Here is a 26,529-nt window from a genome sequence, read left to right on the forward strand (position 1 = left end):
CAGCTATTAGTTTTTACTTTCAGAAGGTTTTGTTTTTTCCATTAGCTTTTGAATATCCATTTTGTTCAAAGCATAATCGTACATCTGCAAAGATGCCATATAACCCGAAAAGTTCTCGCCTATATCCGAAGCTCCTATCCGTATTTTGGCATTTTCAATTTGTGAGGCCAATACCATTATCTGGGAATTGTCCAGTTTTCCGTTGACATACATTTTTTCAACTACCCCATCAAAAGTCAGCACGATATGATGCCATTGGTTAGCTGGGGGAAGGTTATTGAACTTCATATCAAAATGGGCATCCAAATGTGCCACAGCCCCATAATTGCCACTGTTGTAATGCAGCGCATTATAGGAGTTTGCCAAATTGAACTTAAAACGGTCGCACCACGACAACAAGCACTCGCCCTCAGCTGATATTTCCGGGTTTTTCACCCATGTGGCCACCGTAAATGCTCCATTCCATTGCAAACTTTTTGGAACGGGTTGGTCAAGTACCAGTGCTCCTTTTTTAAAATCAAATGCAGCAACACCGTCTTCTTGATATATTGACACTTCTCCCTTTTTCTCAAAAATTCCACCAATACTTCCTTTGTTGGCCAAGTTATCCCGGCTGTTTTTGGCAAGGACTTCTTGAGCATTGATACTTACAATTTTTTGATGGGAACTTTTTGCCACAAGGCCTTGTTTTGAAGGTCTACCCTCAATATCCAAAGGCTCATCGAAAAGGGAGCCAAATACTTTAATGTTCCAAACTGCTGCCAATAAGCCTGTTTTTTCGGTATCCAAAACTGTAAGTTTGATATATTGAGCAATCACATCGGAATCATCTATCATTGGACTGCCTGCAATCCTGTTCTTCGAACGGTCCGCAAAAACCTCCCAACTCTTCCCATCAAATGAATATTCCAATTTGTATTGGTAATAGTATCCAGCGAACTCAAATTGTGTCATTATTCTTTTTACATGGGTAGGCTTACCCAAATCGATGGTCAGGCTTTGTGGAAAAGAATTATCTCCTGCTTTCCACATGGTCGCATTGTAACCATCCGTGGCAAATGATGGTCGGTATGCATACTCGTATTCATGTGACTCCAATTGATAAAATGAAGATGTGGACACCTTGGCATTCAATGCTAGGTTGGGCGGAACATTCGATTTTATTGATTTTCCCAGCCTTTTACTTCCAGGCACTACTTGTTGTATGGTGGAATCATTTTCAAAAATAAGTTCATCCACACTTACTTGGCGGGATAAACCGCCTCTTGTCATTGGATAATCGTGTTTGTGATAAACAATATAGTAACTCCCGTCCTCCTCCAAAACAGAATGATGCCCTGGGCCGTGTACCGTTTCATTATCATTGGAACTAAGTATGGGATTGTTTGCTCCCGGTGTAAATGGTCCATAGGGACTATCCGAATAGGAGTATCTCACATTATAGGTTTCGTCGTGACAGGAGCCTCCAGAGTATATCAAAATGTATTTGTCCCCTTTCTTCATCAGGTAAGCAGCTTCAAAAGGTTCAGGGGTCTGTTCCAAGGGTATGTTCTTCGGGTTTTTGATTTTTGACATACTTTCACTATCCAACTCTCCCACGGCATAGCCTCCGTTATAATGTACCCACGTGCCCCAATACACATAGATTTTACCATCATCGTCGGTAAAAAACTGTGCATCCAATGATGGAAATCCTTCCTTGGGATAATTGTGGGCAATCACTGGAGTATCATCTTCGTTCAATTTTTCCCAAGGACCTACTGGGGAACTGGATACATATCCATAAATATTGCAGCCTGCTTGGCAATTACCAAAATATAGGTAAAACCTGCCATCACTCCCTTCAATAATGTCTGGTGCCCAAAAATTTCTAAGGTTGACGGATTCCAATGAGGGAACTTCCATAGTATGGTTGTACCAATGCTCAAAATCTTTGCTGTACCATACCGTGGGTACTCCTGAGGCCAACATTTCATTGTCGGTGGTAGCGTAGATATAGTATGTATCCCCAAATTTTTTGATTGTAGGGTCAGCAAAATAACCTGGAAGAATAGGGTCTACCTTCCCAACAGGCAATTGACCTTTCTTTCTTTGACCAAAGACATTGCCTAAGACCATAACAAAAAGTAATATGTACAATACCCTATCCTTCACAATTGGCAACAATCACCCTTGTGGATTTATAGTTTGACTTCTATTTCTTTCTTCCCCAATTCGATTTGATACGCCCCTCTGACCTTTTTATACGGCAAATCAACATCCATGCCCTCCACACGCAAATAAGCATAAGGAACATGTGTGCTTTTGCTATCCAAAGTCAGGGTTACATCTCCAGTTTTGCTGTTGTAGACCACTTTTTTAAACGAACCTGCATCCAAGGTTAGCCAAAGCTTCTCAGGCGCTATGAACACTCTAGACCTTGAAGCCGTGGTCGGTTCCAATTCCACAACAGATCCTTTTTGGGATAGATTACCCCCAAAGGCCAACCATCCCATATCATCATCCTTGGTAAGGTAGGATGATGTATTTACAGCGTAGCCATAAAACCCGGAGCCATAATCACCGGAAATACCGTCGATTTTTAAAGTTGAAGGATATGAATGGAACGCGGCCGGTCCAAAACCATCTTGTGTAATATTGGAAATTCCTCCCAACAAACCTCCGTAACCCACTTTCAACAGGTACAGATCTTCTGGTTTTTTTCGGTAATGATTCAAAACGGGAATGGCGTTCAATGAAGAACCATAATGATGAATTTGGCGTTCCACACGTGAAGTTTCACCTGCTTTTCCACCGTACAAAAAGTCCCAATATCTTCTGGCGTTACCATTGTAGCCCCAATGAGGCATTGTTGGCATATAGGCCAAAATGGCACTAAGTGTAACATAGGCCTTTCGGTCATATCCAAAATAACTGGACCACATATACACTTCCTCTTGTCCAGTGGAATCCCATGGCATTTCGCTGCCAAAAGGGTAATCCAATGCTCGCCAATGGTCTGCTCGCTCTTTCATTCTTGCTTCCAAATCCGAGGCCATTTCGGTTAGCCCTTCGCGCTTCAGGTCTTCCAAAATAAATAAGAACACCGAACCCTCCATTTGTCCGAACTGGGCATAATACGGTGCCTGTTCCACCATGGCTACGCTGGTGTGATAGGCATTTTGCAAATACCAATCCCAAGACCTGTTATCCACCAAACCTTTGTAGTAACGAGACAAGCGGTACATTACCCAATATGCGGCCGCTACATGGGGATAGTTGTAGGACCTTCCGGGGTCGTTCGCATGCTTGTGGTCCCATGCCGCCCAAGTATCGTAATTGATTTTATCATTATACGTGCCTTTGGGCAAAGAGTCGGGTTCGTAATAAAACAAACTCTTTTTGACTCCGTACTTATTAGGACCTTCATTATACTGGATTCCTCCCCACAGTGTTTCATCCACAAAACCTTGCAACTTCTGGATTTCCTCCTTGTCGGGTTGAACCAATTGCTTCATAACAGCTGCCAACCAACTACCTGCTCCACCTTCATCGCTCAATCCACTTATCCAAACCCTACCATCTTGAACTACCTTTTCCTTTTTCTCGTAATCATAGCTTATTGGTGATGGATTTCGTCCGAATGGGTCATTGGGGTCGTCGAACCATTGTTCCGTAGTTAAAAAATGTCCAAAATCTTCAATAACCTCAGTCTCCGGTTTAATGATTTTATAGTTGATGGTCTGTTCCGTATCATCAGTATAGGTGATGGTAAGTCTGGCCCTGCCCCATTTTTTTCCTTGGACATGGTATTTTTTCTTTCCCAAGGCAGTAGTGCCATTTTCTTTAATTTCCAATGCTCCGCTAGGTTCAACCGTTATGGAAGCAACTCTTTGGTTATAATCGATGAACAATTGCCCTTCAATATCTTGCGGCAATACGTAACCTGGAACGCCGACCGCAACAGGGTGTTTTTCCTTGACAAGTGTCTCTTGTATATTCTTGATTCCTTCGGTAAGTACAAATTTTAAGGCAAAGTTTTTGGTTTCGTTTGGTTGAAGAACAAGCGAAGTTGGTTCGTTCCATTGCTCCACTCCTTTCCATTCGTTTTCGGAATATGCTTTGCTATATGCCATCCACTCGTGAAACCCTTCAAAGACGATGCTTTTGGGAGTAGGATCGTCCAATAATGGTCGATAAGCCTCAAAAGGCATATTCTCTTTGGGCAGCACCAATAGGGCCGGACCTCTCCCGCTCAACCTTTTTACCTCAAGATACCCTGCATCTTTACCAATATAGGGGTCAAAAAAGACGTTTTGGGCATGGGTTTCCACCAAGGACTTGCCTTCAAGAATGTTATTAAACACCATTGGAACTCCCAATGCTCCTATTTCCAATGGTTTGTCTTGTTTATTGGTAATTTCAAAACGCATGACCAATTGGTCATTGTCCAATTCGTAGTACCTTTTGATGGTAACTGGTATATCAGTTGGCAAGGTATTGGCCAAGTCGGCAGCTGCCAAAACATTTCCGTTGGTTTCCAATGGCTCTACTTTTGCTCTAGTGGTGGCCGTGGAATAGCTTTTCCAAATTCCGTTTGCCTCTTTTATACGTAGGTTGATGTCTCCCAAGTGATAAAGACTGTCCTTGTCCCTTATTTCCAAGCGGTCGCCGGGAGTAAAGTCAAAATAAGGGTCGCTATTGGGGCTCAATGCGGCAATAGTTTGTGAAGCCCTAACCAATTTTAACTTAAAGTCAGGGGTATCAAATTTTTGATAGACATCGGCCACACCCAAAGTAGATTCCCTTTTCTCCACCCTACTCCAATAGGTGTTCTGTGCTATTATAGTCGAAAAAGAGGCCATGCAAAATGCCGAGACCACCCAATACTTTATCTGCTTCATTATAGTGATAGTTTGGTTTAAGGGAGCCGTGATCACATCAAAACTCCCTTGCTTATAGAAATATGTTGTGATTATCTATTTGAAGGCTGTGGAAAATTTCCACTTTGTTTTATAATTTTTGTTCAAGGGAAGATCTTGCAACAGAGCACGCAATACCTCAACCGGCATTCTACCTTCTTTCATCACCTGATTGTGGAACTGCTTCTCCGTCCATCCTTTGTCCAACATTTCATTTCTTAGAGCGTAGAACTGAAGACCTCCCATCATGTATGCCAGTTGGTACAATGGGGGATAATTGGTGGTAAACGAACGTCTCACCTCTGCTTCCGCATTGGCATATTCGTGACCCACTTCATCAACCAAAAGGTCTATGCACTCTTGTGGGGTCATTTCTCCTAAATGGAACTTGAGAGAGAAAATAATCCGAGCGCATCTATGGATTCTCCAAAATAACATGCCTAGTTTTTGCTCTGGGGTCTGGGGAAAATCCTTGTTCCAAAGAATAATTTCCCAGTAGAGGGCCCACCCTTCAGTCCAAAAAGGTGTGGAAAAAGGTCTTCTGTAACTTTTGTTCCTGCTCGTCATAAAATACTGTAGATTATGGCCTGGAAGCAATTCGTGCTGGACGGTGGGAAATGAAAAATTGGGATTGTTCCCCCGCATGCTCATCAATTTGTCATCGTGATCCATTTCCATGGTCGGGTATGAGATGATGATATCCCTTCCCCCTAAAAAGAACGGACTGACCTTTTGTCTTTCTGGGCTCATCATTTTCATGCCCCAGGTTTCCTTGGCAAGTTCTGGCAATGTAATCAAATCCCTTTCCTCTATAAAATCCACAGAGTGGGAGTACAGATCCATAATGGCCTGTGGCTGCTCTCCTGCAGGAACGTAGGTATTCTTTACATGCTCCAATGCCTTTTTCCAATCATCGCCATATCCCAATTCCCGAGACGCTTTAATCATTTCATTTTTGCACCATTCAAATTGTGCTTCCGCTGTTTTAATTAGTTCATCGGGTGTGTAAGGAATAAATTCCAAGGCAAGGCTCTCCTTGAGTGCTTCTTCTCCTATAGGCTTTCCAATGATGCCGCTTCCATCATCCTTAACGCTTCCTTCCAAATAATTTTCCTTTAGGAACTCGGCGTAAGCAGTCAACTTTTCATTTAATTTGTTATAAGGTTTTTCTACCCACCACGTGAAATCAGGGTCATATCCGTAGTAAAAATTATAAGCCTCTTCCAATCCCTTTTGGAACGAAACGATAAGTTGGGAAGCTTTATCAGCAGTTTGCCAATCCTTAAATGGCTTGGCTTTCCATGACTCCATTTCAGAATCAACGGATTGCGAGGCATCTTGAAATATTTGTGCCAACTCTTTTGATTCGGGCTTTTTGCCTCTTCTACGATTTTTTATGAACGGAAAAATATCTTTTGCAAAAGAGCTTACTTCGGAAACTTCCTTAAATGCATCATATTCCTGATTTAAAAAATACTCTCCTTTATTCACCAAGTTCTTCAACAGTACGTAATCTACTTTTCCTTGTTGTGACAGAGCGTTGAAATCAACAGCAGACAACTTTTTGTTCCAGTCATTATAAAATGTGGAAAACCGCTGATAGTACTCTTCGGACTCTTGAACGATATAAGTCCGGTTCAAGGCCCAGTTATCCGCTTCAAATTCGGTAACGATATCAGCCATTTTGCTGTTCTGCGCGAAAGTGCACGAACTGACCAACGCTACAGCTATGATTCCTATTCTTTTTAAATCCATTTTGTTCGAGTTTAGTTTCTTACTTTATCCTCCTAAAGGTAATGATTGGTTTTTCTAAATTTTGATGGCTTCCCCTATTATTCCAATGTAACATCCATATACACCGAATGGCGGCCGTATGTTTCATAGAATGGTTTAAAAACAACTCCATCAATGGTAAATTCCAATGTTTTTGGGTTTCCTTCAATAGTACTGCCTATATTCTTGGCATTCAATGTTATCTTTCTCCAATCGTTTCGTGGTTCGGGTTCTTGGGCCACCAAAAGTACCGGTCCATAAAAAAGGCTTGCAATGTTTTGTTGGTCCATTACTGGGTCCAAATGGAATTGAAATGGCATTTGAACATCAATGACATCACCATTGTTCCATTTACGGTTCAGGGTCATGTAGGAACCGGGTTCTGCTTTTATCTTCTGCTCTTTACCATTCACTTTTACATAAAATCCTTTGGTCGCCCACTGTGGAACACGTATGTTCAAATCAAATTTTCCTTCGCCTTTAATTATTAACTGGGTGTTATCCGCTTTAGGAAAATCCGTTTTTTGCTCTATGGCAATATTCTTCTCTGTCCACTCCAAGGTTGAGGGCACAAAAAGGTTTACATATAGTGCGCTATTGTCCTTGTTCTTAAAATAAATGGAGTTTTGAAGCTTAGTGCTACTTTCCAAGGCCGTACCATTACAACAGGTAAATCCTGTCATATCCGCATTTCCAAATCTTTTGACGGAACCTGGCCGCAATGGCACATGGTAGGTGTTTGCCGGGCTGTCCTCTGCTACCGATGCCAAAATATGGTTGTATAGTCCACGCTCATAATAATCCATGAGCTCCGTCCGCTGGTCGAACAAGAATAAGTTCTTAGTCAGCTTTAGCATATTGTAGGTAGCACAGGTTTCATTCTGCCCTCCCGCAGAAAAACCATTTTCGTACAAGGTAGCAGGCTGGCCGATGAAACATTCCGCATTTGTGGGATTCCTTGCTCCAGCCACGCCCCCAATGCTATACATATAATCATGCTTGGCCTTGTACCAGAAATTTTCGGCTACGCGATAGTACTCCGGAGATTCGGAATCGCGATAGATTTCAAGCGCCCCCATGATCTGTGGTATATGCTGGTTGGCATGCAACCCTCGGAAGGAATCGACATTTTTGGCCAATCCGTGGGAATGCTCCGCATCTCCAAAAAACATTTTGATGTTGTCAAACAGTTGTGCGACCTTAAGGTATCTCGGTTCATCGGTAATCCTATCCAATCGGGCCATGGCCTCGTTCATCCCACCGAATTCCCCGGCAATGTAGCTGTTCCACATACTGATCAATGTATCCGTTGGCAATAAGCTCAATCGGGCATACACCCAATCTCCCATTCCCTTGGCCACTTCCAAAGCTTTCTTGTTTCCACTTACCTCGTAGATATCCATTAAGCCTGCCAATATTTTGTGTAGAGTGTAATATGGTGCCCAAACTTGAGTTGGCTGCGTACCGTAGGATGCACCATTTTCCAACATGATGAACTGGTCCGGCGGATAGGCACTTATAAACCCTTTTCCCCAGTTCCAATAATCCGTTCGAATACCATTTTCGCTCAAATCCGAATCGTAGGTGGATTTTCCTGGGCCGTGGGGAACTTTAGTCGGGTCCGATTCATGCTCTCCACCAACCTTGGTAGGCTTACCGGACATTTGAGACAGTTTGTAGAGCACTTCTACCATATAATCCATTTTATTGGCAAAATTGGCCTGCAGTTCCTCATCGTAACCAGTACTTGCATACGCCTGGGCGATGGCTGTTAAATAATGGCCCGTGGCGTGACCTCTTAACTTTGTTTCTTGGCTATCCCACACGCCCAATGGTTCAGCTCCTTCCGGCTGTTCTTGTCCAAAGGCATTCCGGAACATGTACAAAAATGAGTCCGGGTTGGTCGCTGCCAATGTGTTGATGAACTTATCCCTATTTTCTATAAACTTTGTTTGTTGACCATCAGTATCCGAATCCAATCTTACTTGATTCAATCCAAACACTTCCAGTTTCATGTCAGGCGTTTTCACATCCTGTTTTGCCTTTACACTAATTTTTGCCTTGGGCTTAAAATCCGTCCCCGGAACCCTGCCGGTGACCACATAACTTCCCGCTTTGGTCACCTCGCTGTTATCTATCGGTGAAGGCCATAGAACCCTGACCTCCGGCCCTTTGACTCCATCACGATATGTTCCTTTGACATGGCGCGGCAATCTGGGCAAATAGCCCAGTTCCGTTTCTACCTCAACATCGGACACGCCGGTCAGGAACTCATTGTATAATTGAGGTACATCAGAAGAGAATTTTGGCAGGTTGTCTTCAGGTTTTTCCCGTCTTACCACAGCATCCCCACCTTTGAGAGCAATATATCGAATCCTTGAAACCTGCTTTTCACTCAAAGGAATCCTATACAACCTAAAATCGTAAATCTTTGCTTTGAGGTAAGGATTTCCCGACACAATCGGTTTTCCTAAATAGAGTAAATTCTCATGAGTGAACAAATCCTCCAATTCCATTTCAACATTTTCAGTCTTTCCTGCTTCCTGTCCATTGACAAAAACACTTATGGATTTTGATGGAACATCAAAGACAAGTGCTAGATGGACCCATTGATTCGTTTCAATTTCCACATCTGGGGAAAGCACCTCATATCCTGATTTGCCATCCAATATGACCTGGGCTTGGAACCCTTCCTGTTCTTTGATTCCGAATGGAGCGACAAAAAAATGTGTCCTATCATCTTTTCCAAAATCAAAAAGAAGCTGTCCCAGTTCCTTCGACTGAAAATTCACCCAGGTTGCAATGCTGATGGATTCCTCGTTTTGCACAGATTCACCCGGAATGGAAATATAGGATTTACCGTCACCTGGGAGTGAAAGTACTTTTTTAAATTGCTCGTCATCTTTAAAATCCACTTCGCCGTAAGCCCTTGCGTGCAAATTATTCCTGGACCAATCTTTGGCATCTCCATCAAAAATATATCTGGCAATCATTCCGGTCTCCCCAATTCCATCCAAAATCTGGTTACCACTCTGCGCGTGCACCAAACTCATTTGGGCAGTGAATAGAAAAAATACTGCACCGACAAAAAACTTACTTACATTCATAATAACTCGTTTACTCCTATAATTTTACTAACCAATGGTTTACTGTTGTTGTTTTTCTAATTGTAGATTTCCTCCCATGAGGGCGGGTCGACATCCATCAAATGTTTTACAAAAAAGTCCTTACGCTTCCTCTCACCAAATTCCCCGCCGGAGGAATGTCCCATGCCGGGTATGGTGACCAACTCAAAATCTTTATTGGCTTTGATCAATGCATTGGCGAATTGCATAGTACTGGCGGGATCTACGTTATCATCCACTTCTCCCAGTATCAACATTAAATCACCACCCATTTGACCTGCATTTTCAACATTGGAGCACTCGGCATAATGTGGCCCTATGGGATAGCCCATAAACTGCTCGTTCCACCAAATCTTATCCATTCTATTGTCGTGGCACCCGCAGGAAGATACGGCTACATCATAAAAATCAGAATTGAACACCAATGCTGCAGCTGCGTTTTGCCCACCTGCCGAAGTCCCGAAAATGCCCACGTTTTCAGCATCCATATACGGATATTTTTTAGCGGCTTCGCGAATCCAAATTTTTCTATCGGGAAAACCGCCATCTTTGAGGTTCTTCCAGCATACATCGTGAAAGGCTTTTGAGCGGTTGGAAGTCCCCATACCATCTATCTGTACCACAATGAATCCCAGTTCCGCTAAAGATGACATGGACCAGTAGTACGACCTAAAATCCTTGGGAACAAACGAACTGTGTGGCCCTGCATAAATATATTCTATTACAGGGTATGTTTTGTTGGGGTCAAAAGAAGTCGGTCTTATGATGACTCCCCATATATCGGTAACACCATCCCTGCCTTTGGACGTAAAAACCTCGGGGGCTATCCACCCCTCCTGCAATAATGCGGAATGGTCGGCCTTTTGCAACTGCATTAAGGTCTTGGCATTTTTTGAAGATTTTAAAAGTGTTACAGGCGGGGCATCCACCCTAGAGTACTGATCTACATAATATTCATAGTCTTCCGAGAAAGTAAGCTGATGGTTCCCGTTTTCTTTGGTGAATCGGGTCAAGTTCCTACCATCAAAATCTATTTTAAAGTAATGAAGGAAGTATGGGTCCTGCCCTTTATCCATCCCACTGGCCGTAAAGTACACCTCTCTATTCTCTTCATCCACATGAATGACATTTCGCACTACCCATTCTCCTTTGGTAAGCTGTTTTTTTACTTTTCCCGTTTCTCCATCATACAAATAAATATGGTTCCACCCATCCCTTTCCGATGTCCATATAATCTCCTTACCATCCTCAACATCGTACCTGTACTTTTTGCTGCTGTAGTCGATAAAGGTTTTGCTGACCTCATTTACCAGCACTTTTACCGCTCCAGTATTTGCATCAACCGCTATTACTTTGTAAGCTTGGTGACCTCGTTGATTATATTCAAAGGTAAAGGCACTGCTATCTTCTCTCCATTCTATATTATTCAACCCAAATTGATGGCTAAACTCATCGGTAGGAACTTGGATATGTTTCTTTTTCCCAACCAAAAACAATTGTGGGCTTTTGAACGGGAGCTCATCTCCTGGCTTTAAATAATCCCTGGATTGCAATTTGGGCTGAAACTGGTCCCCTGGACTGGATTCCACAAAATATATTTTACGTTCATCTCCTGGACGCACCTTGTATGCCATGATTTTTTCCCCATCCGGTGCCCATTTTATGTAGGTGGAATAGAAAAAACCCGGAGCGCCATCATAGCTCAACCGGGTTTCTTCATCTGTCGAGGTATTTTTGATATAAAGGTTGTGATTCTTGATATATGCCAACATAGTGGAATCGGGGGACATCACAGGTGGATTATTGGTCTCATCGAACCTGCTGCCCCAATAGCCCCAATCTCTTTTTGGGTCTTCAGTTTTTGACTCTACAATTGTTAATTCCTGCTGATTGGGATTAAAGGAAACTATCTTTTCATCAAAAGTAAATTTCAACGCTGCCATATCGGCATCAAATTCCAGTTCGCTGATGTCTATGTGATTGGCATCTATATCTTTCTCAAATTTCTCGGACAACAATTTGGCCAATACAGCATGATCAAAACATTTTTCTTGGGTTTTCTCCGAGGGATTTACCCATAAGTATTCTTTTCCTTCCGGGGTATTGTTTACATACCATAGTAGGTTATTTTCTTGCCAATGAAAATTCTTAGGCGAGTTTGTGACCTTGTCCCGAAACAAAGAATCCAGCGAAATCGCCTTTTTATATTCCGCTAAAGTTCCTTGGGCTAATGATGTACCGAAGTTTATAAGTATAAAAAATACACTTATTTTTTTGACAAAAGATTCCATAGTTTAAATAAGTCTAAAACTATAGATAATCTCTGGTTGTACATCGATTCAAATTACCAGATACTTATACTATATTACCCTTAACGCCTTCACTACTGCGCAAAAAAGCGATTAATTGATTAAGAACCTCCAAAATGCAAAAGAAAACCTGTGGGAAGAAAACAATTTTAATGAAACCTTTCCGGTGAGAGCGGGGCGATGTCCATTAGTGGTTTTGAACCATTCACTTCTTGCGACACCAGCTTTCCAGTTATTGGCCCCAAGCTCCAACCCATCATAGCGTGACCTGCCGCTATGGTCAGGTTATTATATGTTGTGGTTTTGCCAATAAACGGCAATCCATCCGGTGATACCGGCCTGAGTCCAGAGCTAGCACAATCTTGTTCTTCTGAAAGTATGGTAAAATCTCTATAGTGCGTCTTAACGGCATTGGCCAAAGCCGCTACACGTTCTTTTTGAATGGTGTCGTTATTGCCGGAAAACTCCATCGTACCTGCAAATCGGGTAAAGCCATCCATCGGGGTAATCGCCATTCGAGCATCCACCAAAATAGTGGGTAAGGTTATTCCCGTTGGTCTCCTAACATCCACACTGTAGCCTTTTCCACCTTGGATAGGAACTTTAAGCCCCATTGTTTTCGCTAGTTTTGATGTCCAGCTCCCACTGGCCAATACGAACTCATCAGCCTCATAATTGCTATCCTGAGTCCTCAATGAGACTATTTGCTTCCCCATTACGTTAACGTTTTCAACCTTTTGACCCAACTTAAAATCTACTCCATGTTCCTGTAGCCAAGTTTTTAGTTCCTCCATAAAATGATTGGGCGTCATATGGGCATCACACTTGTAATGAACGGCTCCCCTTACTTGGTCGGATAGTACAGGTTGTACTTTTTTTAAATCTTCTTGCGACAATATGGAAACCTCCAAACCTTCTTTTATGGCTTTTTTGGCCACTTCATGCTCCTCCTTTTCAGATTTCTCGGTACAATACGCCATCAAGACCCCTTTTCTTTCGTAATGAAAGTCGAAATCGTGAAAAGCCAATAATTCTTCATAAAGTGCCCTACTTTTTAAATTGAGTTCTTTGAGCACGGGCAATGCTTTTTCAACATTGGAAACTGTTGCAGACTTTTTAAATAATAGTGCCCATTTGAAGAAATCCATATCCCATCTGGGCTTCATATAAAATGGGCTGGAACTATTGAGCATCCATTTAAGACCTTGGGTAATTATTCCCGGAGCGGCCAAAGGAACAAAATGACTTGGTGTAATATATCCTGCATTGATATAAGATGTTCCGCCATCCATATTGGTTTGGTCCAAAACTGTGACTTTATGTCCATCTTTCACCAAATAATATGCACTACAAAGCCCGGAGATCCCTCCCCCTACAACTATTACTTTCTTCATTCTGAAAATTGATTTACAGTACTTGGAACCCATGTGCGTATGGGTCATCGTCATCTATAATGATATTATTATAGCCTGTTACCTGTGCCCACCCCTGTATACTTGGCACAATGGCTTTTTTACCGGACAAGGTGGTCTCCTGCTCTATCCTTCCGATAAACTTGCTCCCAATAAAACTTTCATGAATAAAGTTCTCGTTCGCGCCCAACTTTCCTTTGGTATATAATTGTGCCATACGAGCCGATGTTCCAGTACCGCAGGGAGAGCGATCTATGGCCTTATCCCCGTAAAAAACGGCATTTCTACCCGAAGATGTCGGGTCCAAAGGGTCCCCGGTCCAAAGCATATGGCTCACATCCCTGATAGTAGGATCCTCGGGATGCACAAACATCTCGGGATACTTTTCATTGATGCGCTTCCGCACCACTTGGGAATAATGTATAATTTGGCCAGCGGTAAAATTATGTACGCCCTTAAAGTTTTCCTGGGGATCAACGATTGCATAGTAATTTCCACCATAGGCCACATCAAATGTAATTTGTCCCAGTTCCGGACACTCCACCGTCAAATTCTCAGCGGCCAAATAGGATTTTACATTGACCAATTTTACCCAATCCACTTTTTTGCCCGTTTGGCGGTACTCAATCTCTACGAGGCCTGCTGGAGCTTCCATTTTAATTTTTCCCGGTATTTTGGGAACAATCAATCCCTCCTCTATTGCTACGGTAATGGTGCCGATGGTTCCATGTCCGCACATAGGCAAACAGCCTGAAGTTTCAATAAAAAGTATTGCAAAATCATTATCCGGATTATGCGGCGGAAGCAAAATGCTCCCGCTCATCATATCGTGCCCACGTGGCTCGAACATCAATCCTTTTCTGATCCAGTCAAAATCCTTGAGAAAATGCTGTCTTTTTTCACTCATATTCGCCCCGATCAAGTTGGGACCTCCACCTGCCACTACGCGTACGGGGTTGCCACAGGTATGTGCATCAACACAAAAAAAAGTCTTTCTTGCCACTAGCAATCTTTAAAAAACCATCTTATTTTTATTTTCTATCCCTTGAGATGTTCTGGTAACAACGACTGCGGAAAGGATTGATAGCTAACCGGTCTGACCCATCTATTAATGGCATGCACACCAACTGCCGTAAACCTAGAATCCGTAGATGCCGGATAGGGTCCTCCGTGCTGCATGGATGGACATACTTCCACTCCTGTAGGAACACCGTTATAAATGATCCTGCCCACTCTATTCTGCAAAGCATCCACCACTTCTATCAAATTGATGGTATCATTCTCTTCCGCGATAAGGGTGCCTGTCAACTGCCCTTCCAATCCTTCGATTATTTGAAGGAGTTCGGCATCATCCTTACATTGTACCACTAAGGAAAATGGGCCAAAGACTTCTTGGTGCAATTTTGGGTTGGCCAAAAATTCTCTGCCTGAAACCGTTGCTACCGCTGAAGCTGCATAATTCGGTTCCAAATCAGCATCTACTTTACCTACTACTTCAACCCCAGATTGGGATGTTACATCAGCTTCTTTTTTCTCGTAGCCGCTCTTAATGTTCGGGTGCAGCATGCATTGCGGATCCAACGCAATCGTTTCTTTCGCCAACTCGGCTATGAAACCTTCTGTGTGGTCATTCTTTATGGTCAATAACAGACCTGGGTTGGTACAAAATTGGCCAGTTCCCAACGTGATAGATCCTGCGTAAGTCTTTGCAATCTCTCCTCCTCTTTTGGATATGGCGTCCGGAGTTATGATTACCGGATTGATACTTCCCATCTCTGCAAATACCGGAATAGGCTCTTCTCTTTTTGCAGCGATATCGAACAATGCCCTTCCACCTGTAATACTACCTGTGAAGCCCACTGCTTTGACCTTGGGATGGTTTACCAAATCCACTCCTGCCTGAATCCCTCCGTTGATGCTGGAAAACACTCCTTTGGGCATGCCTGTTTTCTCTACTGCCTTAACAATGGCTGAAGCCACCAATTCGGATGTACCTGCATGCATGGGGTGGGATTTAACGATAACTGGACAACCGGCTGCCAGTGCACTTGCCGTATCACCTCCGGCCGTTGAATAGGCCAATGGGAAGTTACTTGCTCCAAATACAGCCACGGGGCCCAAAGGAATCATTGTTTTTCTCAAGTCCTCCTTGGGCATAGGTTTTCTATCCGGCTCGGCCGCATCAAATGTATTGCTCCTCCAATCCTCGGTTTCCACCAGTTTTGCAAAGGAACGCAATTGGTTCATGGTCCTGCCACGCTCACCAATCGCCCTACCTTCGGGAAGTCCTGATTCCTTGGTATAGGTATCTATCAATTCTTGATCCAATGCTTGAATCTCATCTGCAATGGCATTTAAAAAAGCTGCCCTTTGCTTACCGGGCACACTTCTATACACTTTAAAGGCATCCCATGCGGCATCTACCGCCTTTTCAATTTCCTCCTTTGTTACTTCTACAAAAGTTGTGGGGTTTTCCTTGTTTAGTTTAGGGTTGATGGTCTTGAACTCAACCTCTCCATTTGCACTAAATTCTCCTGCGATACAGTTTTTACCTGTAATCATACTACACTTTTTAGGTTTTTATATTCTGGGAGCTCTGGTCTGTTTTTCATGGCTTCCTCAATAACCTTGAGCACCCGCTCCCTTTCTTCTCCTTGCAAGGGCAATCTTGGGGCCCTAACATTTTCAGTTCCAATTCCTGTGGCCACTTCGGCCAATTTTATGTTCTGTACCAACTGCGGGCTTATATCCAGTTCCAACAATGGCATAAACCATTTATATATGGACAGGGCCTCGTTTATTTTACCTGCCTTGACGAGTTCGTAAATGGCTACCGTTTCTGCAGGGTAGGCACAAACCAATCCTGCCACCCAACCATCGGCTCCTATCACAAGACTCTCAAGTCCCAAAGTATCAACACCTGTGAATACCTTGAACCTATCGCCAAAACGGTTTTTTAAACGTATTACATTGGTGATGTCCCGTGTCGATTCCTTTACGGCTTGGATGTTATCACATTCTGACAACTCCTCCATCATATCCAAAGTTACCTCAATTTTATAATCTACCGGATTATTGTAAATCATGATAGGCAAAGATGTACTGTTTGCGATGGCTTTAAAATACACAACGGTTTCGTAGTCAGTTGCCTTGTAGCGCATTGGAGGTAAAAGCATTAGTCCCTGCGCCCCTACCTTTTCTGCATGTTGGGCAACTTCTATGGCTTCTTTTGTGCTTTGCTCGGCTATATTGATAATCACAGGAACTTTACCATGGACTATCTTTAACGAGGTTTTTATCAAGGTCTCTTTTTCCTCTTTGGTAAGTGTACTTGCCTCACCCAAGGTTCCTCCAAGAATTATCCCGTGTACACCGGCATCCAGTTGTGCGTTAATATTTTTCTCAAACATGGCAAGGTCCAATTCGTCCTCGCTTGTGAATTTTGTGGTTACAGCGGGCATAACCCCTTCCCAATGTATCATAATGCTATATATTTTGAATACAAAAATAGATGACTAAATTTCAAGGATAAGCTTCATTATTAACGAATACTAATACTATATTAACCCAAATATTGGTTCAGGTCATAATTATGATGATATTCGTATAAAAAAGTAGTGAAAGTTCTTCCGTTTAAAATTCCGAAACCCAAAGATGAAGCCTTGGTCTATCAAGTAGACCGGGAACGGGTTTTTTATGACCAACTTCACCAACATGCAGAAATACAAATAAGTTATATTGCCAAAGGTGCAGGGTCCTTAATCGTGGGCGACTCCATTAGTGATTATAAGGAGGGTGATATCTTGGTCATAGGAGGATATGTCCCACATGCTTTTAAGAGTGATGTCTCCTTTTCTCCAACATCGCTTATGTACACTCTTTTTTTTGACATCAATTCTTTTGGAAAGGAGTTTTTCCGTATTACAGACCTTGCATCCACAAAGGAATTCTTCAAAAAATCGGAACTTGGAATGCGGGTCATATCCAATAAAGACATCATTATTGGAGAGTTCAACAAACTAAAGACTCAAAATAAAATAGAGCAAATAGCCACTCTGTTGGTCATTATAAACCGTATAACACAATCCCAAACAACACCCCTCTCCTCATTTGTTTACCGCAAGTCTTTTTCCGATGATGAGGGCAAGCGCATGAACGATGTTTTTAAATATGCCATGGACCGCTACCACGAACCTATTAGTTTGGATGAAATAGCCGATGTGGCCAATATGAGCAAAAATGCATTTTGTAGGTATTTTAAAAAACGGACGAACAAGACTTTTTTCCAGTTTCTTATTGAGATTCGAATAGAAAATGCCTGTAAGCTTATTCTAGGAAGTCCAGAACTGGCTATTTCATTGATTTCCGATCAATGCGGATTTAACAACATTGCCAACTTTAACAGAAAATTCAAGGAATTGAAAGGCTGTTCCCCCACCCAGTTCCGGGCGCAATTTTAAAATCCATATCTATATAAAAAAACGGATGGGAAACCCCATCCGCTTATGCACTAAATAACAAACTCAAAACAATTACAACAATTTGTTTTATCGTTTACACCTTTTCCCTAGTAGCCAGGATTCTGGCTCAGGTTTGTGTTGGTGTTAAGTTCTTCCAGACCTATGGGAAACAAAATAGTGTGTTCTCCTTGTGGAGTATGGTTATACCAATTCTTTGTCTGGTACACACCAAATCGAATCATATCGGATCTTCTTCTTGCCTCTGCAGCGAACTCCCATCCCAATTCATCCAAAAATCGACCGTATGGCACAGCAGATTGGTCTCCTGGTTCGTCTATGGTTCCATCTTCGGCCAACGTTCCATACTCCACCGTGGTATCCCCTTCAAGTTCAGTTCCTGTAACGGTGGCCTCGGCAGGATCTTCAAAAGAACGTAAACGAACCTGCGTTACTATGGTAGCTGCTTCATCGGCTCGGTTAGTCCTTAGGAGAGCTTCGGCCTTCATCATAAGTACATCTGTATATCTAAGAAAAGGGAAATCAACGCTGAGTCCTCCGGTGGCACCAGATTCTATTTCATACTTACCACATCTAAAACCGTCTGTAAAATCACAATCGTAAATACTTGGCATCTCCTTTCTTAGGGTCATTACCACACTGCCATCGGAAGCGTTCAATTGGTCTCCCATCAACCAGGTATCCGCCAAGCGTTTATCATTGGCATTATAACTATCTATAAATTGTGGATTACAACTAGACCCTCCCCAAGGTTGGGCCTGCATATCAAAAACCAATCTATGATCTGGCAAAAGCATTTTCATATGGGCGCTCCAATCTCCTGCAAATATTTGATCGTAAGGAATCGCGAACACCATTTCCGGATTTCCTTGGTTCTCTGTACTAAAGATATCGGAGTAATTCGACGATAGCTCAAAAGCTCCGCTGGATATAATTTCATCACACGCATCGATAACGTTTCCCCATTGGGCGGTTCCTGTATATACCTCGGCGTTTAAATACACACGTGCCAGAACATGATAAGCAGCCCACTTCGTCATACGGCCATAGGTCGATTGATCTACGACCTCAGTAAGGTTGGGTATAACCTCTGTCAACTCGGATACAATAAAGTTGTACACTTCTGCACGTGGGCTCTGTACCGGAAGTTCATCACTATAACTAGCTATAATGGGAACGTTGCCATGGGTGTCTACCAACATAGAATAGTACAATGCCCTTAAGGCCCTCATTTCTGAAATAATGGCAGATGCCTGCTCTTCGCTCACCGGTAGTTCTCCAGATTCGACTTGTAGAATCACCCTATTGGCACTATTGATCCCATTAAAACAGGTAATCCATGTGTTTCTTGGTTGCCATTGGGTCTCTGTCCATTCATGAAAGTGCATTCTTTTGTATGTACCTCCATCATCCCAACCATTGGGGCGTGTTGGAGTCACGAACATATCGCCGGGCTCTTCCTGCAAATCAAAATACCCTTGCCAACCCATTACAAATCGCATTGGCGTGTAAGCGGATGCCATAACCGAAATGATATCGGATTCCGAAGGCACAAAAGAGGATTCTGTCACTTCCGAGAACACTTCTTCCTCCAAGTCGGTACAGGCAATTGGCAAGAGCAATAAACTTGCCAGGAGCGTCAAAATTTTTGGTATAAGTGAATTCACTTTGTTCAATATATTTTTCATGATATTTTTTTTAGAATGTGAAGTTGATTCCCAATGTAAATGTTCTGATGGAGGGGTACTTATCCCTGTTATCATTACCTGGAACAATTCCATCGTTAGGAGTGCGGTTTCTATTTACTTCTGGGTCTATCCCCTTATATCCCGTAATAGTCGCCAAGTTGAGTCCGGATGCATATATACGGAAGCTTTGAGCAAACTTGATGGCATCCTTGGGCAGAGTGTATCCCAAGGTAACGTTATCTATCTTTAGGAAATCCCCGTCTTCCACATAGTAGCTCACAAATCGTTGTACATCTTGCAGGACAGCCTTACCATAAACCATATCATAAGCGGAGTCCAATGTATTGTAACTGATGGTTGGATTTTCGTAGAACATTCTGGAAAAGTTCAATATTTGATAATCCAATGCTCCTCTTAAATTTACCATCAAGTCCCAGTTCTTATACTTAACCGTATTGTTCCAGCTATAGTAGGCTTTTGGCAAACCGTTCCCCAGTACTTGTCTATCGTCGGTTGTGGCCTCGGTTGCAGGAACAAGTGTGCCATCAGGACGTTCTATGACCCATATGCCGTCATCAGTAATATCCACACTTTTTAATCCATAAAAGTTCCCTATGGGCTGACCTTCCTGTACCCTGTGCGTACTAATCTGTATTGGCTCGCCCGTATATCCCTCGTCAAAGAAATCATTGGTCAATTGGAACTCGCCATTGGACAATGATACTACTTCGTTTGTATTTGTGGAATAGGTAAGGTTTGCGGTCCATTCGAAGTTATCCGTTTGAAAAGGGGTTACGTTCAATAGAAATTCCAGACCTGTATTTTTAATCTGCGCTACGTTTGCCGCAATTGTACCAAAAAAGTAAGGAGGAGTTGGCACGCTATAATTGAGCAGTGCATCCTTTGTGGTTCTGTTATAATAATCTACGGAACCATTGATGCGCCCATCCAGCACCCCAAAATCCAACCCAAGGTTAAATTCTTCCTTTTTCTCCCAACGCAGGTTTGGATTTGCGTTACGCGAAGGCACCAATTCTCTTACCCATTGGCCATTGTTCAAGAAATAATCTCCATACGTTAGTCCGCTCAAAGCTTGGTAATTTGCTCCCGCATTGATTCCTGTAATACCAAACCCTGTTCTTAACTTAAGATTGGACAACCAATCCCAGTTATCTGCAAAAGATTCCTGATCTACACGCCAACCTAGAGAAATACCAGGAAAGTTTCCCCATTTGTTATCTTCACCAAATCTGGAAGATCCTTCACGACGCATACTTGCCATTAAAAGATAACGGTCATCATAGTTGTAGGTGACCCTCGAGAAAAATGCGATCAATTTATCGGAATACTTATCACTTCCCATACCTGCTTCACCCAATTGCAGACCTTGACCACTGCCTAAATTATTGTAGGTGAATCCATCTGTTGGGAAACGACGGTTGGTTGCCCAAAAGCCCTCGGTGGTATTGTCCTCGTAGTTATATCCTACCAGACCGGTAACTTTATGCTTTCCAAAACTGTTATCATAATCCACGGTAAACTGCCCATAGTTTCCAACATAATCATTGGTCCCCCTTGATGCAAAGCCCTCTTGCCCATTTTTAGTAGTGGAAACATGGTTTTTTGTTTGATAAAAACCTCTAATATTTGAATCTCCTTTGCGTGTATAGAGTCCTTTCACCGTAAGATTATCCCCAAAATCATAGCTCAGGGAAAAATCGAACCTAGTGTTCCTATATCTGTTCTGACCAATTGTTTCCTGTATATAGGCAACAGGGTTATCATAGAAGTACACATCTCTTTCGTACCAGGTACCATCTCCGTTGTAAACAGGCTCCGTTGGGTTCCTAATCAAGGCCTGTCTGTATATGTACGGGTTAAAGCTTGTTCCGTCGCCCAAGGCATTAAAGGTCTGTTCGCTCAATATCACCCCAACGTTTGCCTTTAATCTGTCATCGAACATGGCATGGTTCACACTTACTCTTGCGGTATGCCTCTTGTTATCGGATTTTAGAAAAATACCTTCGATATCCCTGTAGTTCAATGAGGCCGTCATATTGGAAGTTGAATTACCTGCCCTGAAAATCAGGTTATGTACTTGGCTGTAGGCATCGCGGGTAATTTGGTCAACCCAATCTGTATCGGATCCAAAGTCCTCAACATTTGCACCATTAAAAGTGTAACCTTCATTAAATTTTTGTCTCAACTCTCCAGCATCCAGAAAGTCCAGTCTATCCGCAATTGTAGATAAGGACGCATAGCCGTTATATTCAATGGTCGGTTTCATATCTGCACTACCCTTTTTTGTGGTAATGATGATTACACCATTGGTACCACGCGTTCCATAAATAGCTGTCGCCGAACCGTCTTTCAATACATCTATCGATTCAATATCTTCTGGTGCCACGGTATTCAAACTTCCGGGAACTCCATCTACCAAAACCAACGGATTCGACCCACCTGTTAGCGAGGAAAAACCCCGTAAGTTGATTTGCGTTCCTTCCGTGGGGTCGCCCGAAGGCGCGGAAACGGACAGACCAGCAACCTTACCTTGTATAAGCTGCGCGGCATCCTTTACATTTCCCTGTACAAAGTCCTCGGACTTTACTGTTGCCACGGAACTGGTTACATCGGCACGTGTTTGCGTACCGTAACCTATCACAACTACTTCTGACAATTGCTGTAAATCTTCTTTCAATACTACATTGATAGAACTGTTTCCCTGAACAGCAATCTCTTGGGTCAAAAAGCCTAGATAGGAAAAGACAAGTACAGCATCCGATTGGGATATGGTAATTTCATAGTTACCATCAAAGTTGGTTGCAGTTCCGTTGGTAGTGTTCTTCTCTAGAACGGCCGCACCGGCAATCGGGATACCCTGCTCGTCCGTAACGCTACCTGTAATTGTTTGTTGAGAGTATCCAGCTTGCCAAATCAAAAGGCAAAACACGGAAAACAGAAACTGTTTTTTTCCCAAACATTTTTTGAATAAAAAGCTAGCCAATTTCATAATACATGTTTAGTTTGTTTAGTTAATTGCTTTCATAAAATCGATACTCCGTTATTCTTTAAAATGAGTTAAGAATTAAGAAGCGTTAAATTTACACTTGTAAATGTAATCTTCTGAATACTAAGTTTTCGGGAAATATTATCCGGTTTTGATACTATATTGACCAATAGGTGGGTATTTTACATATATAACCGTTTTAATCCTATCAGTCAGAAAATAACAAGTATGTTTTCAACACTTAATAGTTATTAAATCGTTATTTCATGAGAAGACGAAAACAATCTGCCCTTCAGAACAAAAAGTCATCATTTTAAATAATTCCCGTTTCTAAAAAAATTATACAAAACATTAACTTTAAGGATTCAATTCAAATTGATTGTACACGATAATAGACATAGAGACCACAGGGAACGGAATCAAGGGCAACAAGATTACCGAGATTTCCATTTTTAAATATGATGGTGGTCAAATTGTGGGCGAGTTCACGTCCTTGGTCAACCCTGAAAGCCCCATCCCTTATTTTATTACAGGACTTACGGGAATCGATGATCAAATGGTTCAAAATGCACCTACGTTTAAGGAGATTGCCCCAAACGTTTTGCGCATTACTGACGGCTGTATTTTTGTGGCCCACTCCGTTAACTTTGATTACGGGGTGATCAAAGAGGAGTTTCGACAAATCGGAGTGGACTTTACCCGTAAAAAACTTTGCACGGTCCGCCTATCCAGAAAGTTGATACCGGGCCTTCGCTCCTATAGTTTGGGGAAACTATGTTCTGCAGTGAACATTCCATTGGTGGATAGGCACCGTGCTCGCGGAGATGCCCATGCCACCGTTCTGCTGTTCGAAAAACTCTTGGAGCAACCTGAATCCGAACTGGTATTCAAAAGGTTTTTGAACGCCAGAAGTCAAGAAGCTACCCTCCCGCCCCATTTGTCCAAAGCTGTTTTTGATAAAATCCCTCAACAACCGGGCATCTATTATTTTATGAACCAGAAAGGGGAAATTATCTATGTGGGAAAGGCCATCAACCTAAAAAAACGGGTGTTGGGGCACTTCTATGACAAGAGCCGCAAAGAACTTCAAATGTGCAGTGAAACGGCCAATATTGATTTTAAGTTAGCAGGCAGCGAATTAGTGGCCCTATTGATGGAGTCCGCAGAAATAAAACGACTTTTCCCTCCTTACAACCGCGCTCAAAAAAGACAGGGCAAGCAATATGCCATTTTCACCTACGAGGATAGAAACGGGATTATGCACTTGGCATACAATATTATTAAGGGTGTTCCAAGTCCGTTGAAAGTCTTCCATAATCAAACTGAATGCCGAGCGTATTTGGAAGAAGTCTGCAAAAGTTTTTCGCTCTGTCCTAAATATTGCCATCTACAAGAGACAACTACCGCTTGCTCACATCATGAAATTGATACCTGCGAAGGAATTTGCAGGGGCGAAGAAACGTCACAGGATTACAACCAAAAAGTCGAGGAAGCGATAGTTCACATGAAAATGCTATCATCGGAAGTTCGCATAATCAAAGAAAAAGGCAGGGCGGAAAATGAGAGTGCGGTGGTTTTAATTGCCGACGGAATCTACAAAGGCTTTGGTTTTATTGATACCGATATCGAAATATCCACATTGGAGGATATCGAAGCTTTTATTACACCACAGAAGCATACTTTGGAAACAGAAAGTATTCTTACCCAATATTTTTTGAAGCATAGCAAAAGTCAAGTGCTTGCCACATAAAAGTTATGATTTAGGCCTCAGAACCACTTTGAATTGAGCTGTATCCTTCAACTCTTGGAAACCTTGGTGCAAATTGGATTGCTCCACGGCATAGGGGTAGAAGGTAATCGGTTCTATGCATACCATGTTCCGAACCTCCGTCCAACACATAAAATTGCCAAAACCTTCGGTTTCTATGGTGATTTCCTTTTCATCCCTTAATGTGATGGAAGTACAATCATCCACTTGTAATGCTCGGCTCCCAACGGCCAACACCTCATCCAACGAAATCTCTTTGCCCTTTGCCAAAATTACAGGTGATTTTGAGTGCAGTTTAAATGCTGGATGGTATCCCAACATAAATGGCATTGCCTCTTCTCCAGAAACCTTAAAATGGATTTCAAGGCTGTTATCCGTCAACAAAAATGATTTCTCAAACCTAAAATCGTAGGGCCAGGTAAGTTTTTCTTCTGTTGATTTCTCTGGGAACTTTGAGTTATACACTCCTGTTCCCGATTGATACTCCTTGACAAAAACCGCGGATGTCTCTGTTTGATGTTCCAATTGGTAATCCATTTGGCGTAAAAGCCCATGTTGATCCTGCACAGCTTCTCCTTTCGGTGTTTTTACGCGAAACCCGGCCTCGTTCACCGGACCGATGATGGGAAACATTTCCGTATCGGCGCTTCCCCAACCAGGGCTCCCCTTTTGGTGGATAAATTGGTGACCGTTAACTTCGTAGCCTACCAGCTCTCCTGCATCAATTTTTACTGTGGTATTATTTACGCTAAGTGTTACCATTATTTTGTATTTATCAATCGGTAGATGAGAATTGCTGTACGCTTGGTCAAGGCTTCAATAGTGTTCAGGTTAACGGTTTCTTGAGGCGTATGCGCATTACTTCCCATGGTTCCCAGACCGTCCAGCCCATCCACATATTCAGCCACGAAGGACACATCGGCCGCTCCCCTTTTTCCTGGGTCGTAGGCCAACACCTCTCCTTGTTTTAGGTCCAAGCTCACTTCGTTCAAAGTTTGTAGCAAAGCTAGATTACCTTCCGTTGGCTGCATGGCAGGATAACTATCCGTAAAACTTACACTTGCAGAGGTCTGCGGCAAGTTATTGGCAACGATTTCCCTCATCTTGTTCCTAGCACGCTCCTTTTGCTCTTCGGATATGAAACGGAGACCGCCTTTAACAATCGCCTTTTGAGCGACCACATTGGTTTTCCCAAAAGCATCGCCCTTGCTGGTCAATTCATCATAGTTTACGAAGGTGCCCCCAAGCAAAACACCTGGATTGAAGGTCAACAGGTCTTCACCTTTGACATCGGTATAAAATTGATGAAGGATCCTCGACATTTCAAAAATGGCTCCGGCACCCGTACCTTCACTAAAAATTCCAGAGGAATGGGCCCGTTTTCCCTCCACCTCTACGGCCCAGCCAGAAGCTCCTCTTCGGGCCACGGTGGCATAGTTAAATCCGGTGGAGGTTTCAAAGCCAAGGGCAATATCGCTTCGCTTGGCAGCATCAATCAAATCTTTTCTGCTTATTGACAGAGGTTTCCCCGTACTTTCTTCATCCCCTGTAAACGCAACGATAATCTGGGCATCGTTCAGCAGGCCATTATCAGAAAGTGCCTTTAAGGCATAGAGTACGATGACATCCCCACCTTTCATGTCGTTTCCGCCGGGGGCATGGGCAATGCTATCGTTGACCATTTCAAACGTCTGGAATGGGCTATCTTCTTCAAAAACAGTATCCAAATGCCCTATCAGCAACAGTTTTTTTCCCTTGTTTCCGGTGGTTTCCGCAAAAAGATGACCTGAACGGTTCATCTCTGCGGGCATTTCTATCCAATTGGTCTCAAAACCAATTTGGTCAAAGGCATCTTTAAAAACCATACCCACTTCCTTCACACCTTTGGCGTTCAGGGTACCACTATTAATGTTGACCACTTTTTCCAAAAAATCTATGGCTTCGGTATTGTTCTGCTCTATGGTAGAGACAATCTTTTTTTCTGTTCTGGAAAGTTTTTGTGCAGAAACAAAAGCAACAAAAAGCATTGCAATAAGGCTGGAAGTATATTGAATTTTCATGGTGGGTT

15 protein-coding genes are annotated in these 26,529 nt (G+C 42.7%); 2 read left to right on the forward strand and 13 right to left on the reverse strand.

The window, feature by feature from the left end; translation table 11 throughout:
- Nucleotides 1–6 precede the first annotated feature (6 nt).
- The 9 genes from GUA46_RS04990 to GUA46_RS05030 form a co-directional block, all read right to left on the reverse strand.
- Nucleotides 7–2,118 carry a family 43 glycosylhydrolase gene (locus GUA46_RS04990; RefSeq protein WP_218109513.1) on the reverse strand — a complete coding sequence of 704 codons (2,112 nt, stop codon included), beginning with the start codon at nt 2,116–2,118 and terminating at the stop codon, nt 7–9.
- 62 nt (nt 2,119–2,180) lie between these two features.
- Nucleotides 2,181–4,883 carry a DUF5695 domain-containing protein gene (locus tag GUA46_RS04995; protein ID WP_176619573.1) on the reverse strand — a complete coding sequence of 901 codons (2,703 nt, stop codon included), beginning with the start codon at nt 4,881–4,883 and terminating at the stop codon, nt 2,181–2,183.
- A 75-nt stretch (nt 4,884–4,958) separates the two neighbouring features.
- Complete coding sequence (locus tag GUA46_RS05000) at nt 4,959–6,656, reverse strand: DUF885 family protein (protein WP_176619574.1); 1,698 nt, start codon at nt 6,654–6,656, stop codon at nt 4,959–4,961.
- A gap of 77 nt (nt 6,657–6,733) precedes the next feature.
- Nucleotides 6,734–9,781 (reverse strand): beta-L-arabinofuranosidase domain-containing protein, encoded by a 3,048-nt coding sequence (locus GUA46_RS05005; protein ID WP_176619575.1) that lies wholly within the window; start codon nt 9,779–9,781, stop codon nt 6,734–6,736.
- 56 nt (nt 9,782–9,837) lie between these two features.
- Nucleotides 9,838–12,090, reverse strand: coding sequence for a S9 family peptidase (locus GUA46_RS05010; RefSeq protein ID WP_176619576.1), 2,253 nt, complete (start codon nt 12,088–12,090; stop codon nt 9,838–9,840).
- A gap of 167 nt (nt 12,091–12,257) precedes the next feature.
- The gene (locus GUA46_RS05015) at nt 12,258–13,502 is read right to left on the reverse strand and encodes an NAD(P)/FAD-dependent oxidoreductase (protein WP_108247097.1); all 1,245 of its coding nucleotides are present in this window, start codon (nt 13,500–13,502) and stop codon (nt 12,258–12,260) included.
- 13 nt (nt 13,503–13,515) lie between these two features.
- Complete coding sequence (locus GUA46_RS05020) at nt 13,516–14,523, reverse strand: 4-hydroxyproline epimerase (protein WP_176619577.1); 1,008 nt, start codon at nt 14,521–14,523, stop codon at nt 13,516–13,518.
- Between the two features lie 35 nt (nt 14,524–14,558).
- The gene (locus GUA46_RS05025; protein ID WP_176619578.1) at nt 14,559–16,082 is read right to left on the reverse strand and encodes an aldehyde dehydrogenase (NADP(+)); all 1,524 of its coding nucleotides are present in this window, start codon (nt 16,080–16,082) and stop codon (nt 14,559–14,561) included.
- Entirely contained in the window at nt 16,079–17,002 is a 924-nt protein-coding gene (locus GUA46_RS05030) for a dihydrodipicolinate synthase family protein (protein WP_176619579.1), read from the reverse strand. Before GUA46_RS05030 ends, GUA46_RS05025 begins: the two co-directional genes overlap by 4 nt.
- A 135-nt stretch (nt 17,003–17,137) precedes the next feature.
- On the opposite strand from GUA46_RS05030, the gene GUA46_RS05035 reads away from it, so the two are divergent.
- Entirely contained in the window at nt 17,138–17,980 is an 843-nt protein-coding gene (locus GUA46_RS05035) for an AraC family transcriptional regulator (protein ID WP_108247101.1), read from the forward strand.
- A gap of 107 nt (nt 17,981–18,087) precedes the next feature.
- On the opposite strand, the gene GUA46_RS05040 is transcribed toward GUA46_RS05035, so the two are convergent.
- Both GUA46_RS05040 and GUA46_RS05045 read right to left on the reverse strand, forming a co-directional pair.
- Nucleotides 18,088–19,686 (reverse strand): RagB/SusD family nutrient uptake outer membrane protein, encoded by a 1,599-nt coding sequence (locus GUA46_RS05040; protein WP_176619580.1) that lies wholly within the window; start codon nt 19,684–19,686, stop codon nt 18,088–18,090.
- 10 nt (nt 19,687–19,696) lie between these two features.
- Nucleotides 19,697–22,696, reverse strand: a complete 3,000-nt coding sequence (locus GUA46_RS05045; protein WP_176619581.1) for a SusC/RagA family TonB-linked outer membrane protein — start codon at nt 22,694–22,696, stop codon at nt 19,697–19,699.
- Between the two features lie 376 nt (nt 22,697–23,072).
- Here GUA46_RS05045 and GUA46_RS05050 point away from each other — a divergent pair, with 376 nt between their 5' ends.
- Nucleotides 23,073–24,443, forward strand: coding sequence for an exonuclease domain-containing protein (locus GUA46_RS05050; RefSeq protein ID WP_176619582.1), 1,371 nt, complete (start codon nt 23,073–23,075; stop codon nt 24,441–24,443).
- A gap of 3 nt (nt 24,444–24,446) precedes the next feature.
- Here GUA46_RS05050 and GUA46_RS05055 read toward each other — a convergent pair whose 3' ends face one another.
- Nucleotides 24,447–25,223, reverse strand: coding sequence for an aldose 1-epimerase (locus GUA46_RS05055; protein WP_176619583.1), 777 nt, complete (start codon nt 25,221–25,223; stop codon nt 24,447–24,449).
- Nucleotides 25,223–26,521, reverse strand: coding sequence for a M20/M25/M40 family metallo-hydrolase (locus GUA46_RS05060; protein WP_176619584.1), 1,299 nt, complete (start codon nt 26,519–26,521; stop codon nt 25,223–25,225). Before GUA46_RS05060 ends, GUA46_RS05055 begins: the two co-directional genes overlap by 1 nt.
- Between the last annotated feature and the right edge of the window lie 8 nt (nt 26,522–26,529).

Origin of the sequence: Flagellimonas chongwuensis, from assembly GCF_013376415.1 — a bacterium.
Classification (GTDB): Bacteria; Bacteroidota; Bacteroidia; order Flavobacteriales; family Flavobacteriaceae; genus Flagellimonas; species Flagellimonas chongwuensis.